The sequence below is a fragment of the Streptomyces sp. NPDC001980 genome (assembly GCF_040296885.1).
Lineage (GTDB): Bacteria > Actinomycetota > Actinomycetes > Streptomycetales > Streptomycetaceae > Streptomyces.
Window position 1 is genome coordinate 1 of the sequence record NZ_JBEOYD010000113.1, and the last position, 1,434, is coordinate 1,434.

The 1,434-nt window shown below is 69.5% G+C and carries 2 protein-coding genes; both read right to left on the reverse strand.

Annotation, left to right across the window (positions count from 1 at the left end; translation table 11 throughout):
* Window positions 1-878: cytochrome P450 (locus tag ABT137_RS50965; RefSeq protein ID WP_351720907.1), on the reverse strand; the 878-nt coding region annotated here is incomplete at its 3' end.
* Window positions 879-949: 71 nt separating this feature from the next.
* Window positions 950-1,434: oxidoreductase C-terminal domain-containing protein (locus tag ABT137_RS50970; RefSeq protein WP_351720910.1), on the reverse strand; the 485-nt coding region annotated here is incomplete at its 5' end.

The window sequence follows — 1,434 nt, forward strand, 5'->3', positions numbered from 1 at the left end:
ATGATGTGCACGGGCGGCTCGTAGCGCAGGAGTTCCTCGACCAGCGGCACGATCAGGTCCGGTTCGTCGCGCAGGCGTTGCAGCACCTGCGGGTGACGCAGCAGCGTCAGCATGCCGTTGGTGATGAGGTTGACGGTGGTCTCGTGGCCGGCGATCAGCAGCAGGTTGGCGGTGCTGATGATCTCCTCGTCGGTCATCCGCCCGTCCGGTCCGTCGTCGTTGGCCAGCCGTGACAGCAGGTCGTCGCTCGGCCGGCCGTGACGTTGTTCCACCAGTCCGCCGAGGTACTCGCGCAGGTCCTGGCGGGCCCGCACGCCGTTGTCGAGTTTCTCCTGGGGGTCGGTCCTGGCGTCGTAGTCGATCGCGTTGATGACGTCGTTGACCCACACCCGGAACCGCGGCTCGTCCTCGCGTGGCACGCCGAGCAGGTGACAGATCACCGTGACGGGGAACGGGTAGGCGAGGTCGTCGACGATGTCGATCCGCTCCTTGCCCGCGACGCCGTCGAGCAGCCCGCCGACGGTGTCGGCCAGGGCGGGTTCCAGGCCGGTCACCAGCCCAGGGGTGTGCGGGGGGCCGAAGTGGCGCATCGCCATCCGCCGCAGGCGGTCGTGCTCGGGCGGGTCCATGTTGATGAACGCCGGCGTGGTCGTGCCCTCGGCCGAAGGCATCGGATGCGCCAGGTTGCGGATGTCGGAGCTGAGGTGCGGGTTGTGCAGGATGTCCTCCAGCTCGCGGTACGTGCTGATGACGTAGCTGCCGTCGTCCTGCCGGGCCACCGGCGTCCTGCGCAGCTCGGCGTAGAGCGGGTACGGGTCGGCCCGGGAGGAGTAGTCGAGGATCCGGCGCAGCGTGTCGGGCGCCTCGGTCGTGGTCATCTCGCTGTCCTTTCCTCCTGCCGGTGCACTCCTGGCGGTGCACTCCTGCCGGTGGAGTCATGCCGGTGGGCCTACCGGCAGTGCTGGTGCGCGGCCGTGACGCGTCGTTCGCCCGGGTCGTGTCCGGTGACGACCACGGTGGCGCCCTGGGCGAGCAGGGTGGGGCCGGGGAAGTCGACGGGCACCGGTTTGGTGTCGACGGGCTGGTCCGGTGTGGGGCAGGGCGGCGGGAAGGGCGCGGCCGTCTCGATGAGACGTCGGTAGTGGTCCAGCCACTTCGCGTTGTTGAAGGTCACGGCCGCGGTGACCCGGCCCTGGTAGCCGTACGCGGCGACGAAGCGGTGGTCGGACACCGATCCCTGGGTGACGACGACCTCGTCGGCGAAGGTGGGCACGCCGACGGACTTGATGTTGACGCCGAACTGGATCGACCAGAACCGCGGGATGGACAGATGGGGCCAGCGCTCCGCCTGGCCGTGGACCATGTTGTGGGCGGCGACCTCGGCCTGCTCCACGGCGTTGGCCCAGTGCTCCAGCGAGATGAGCCGGTACTCGT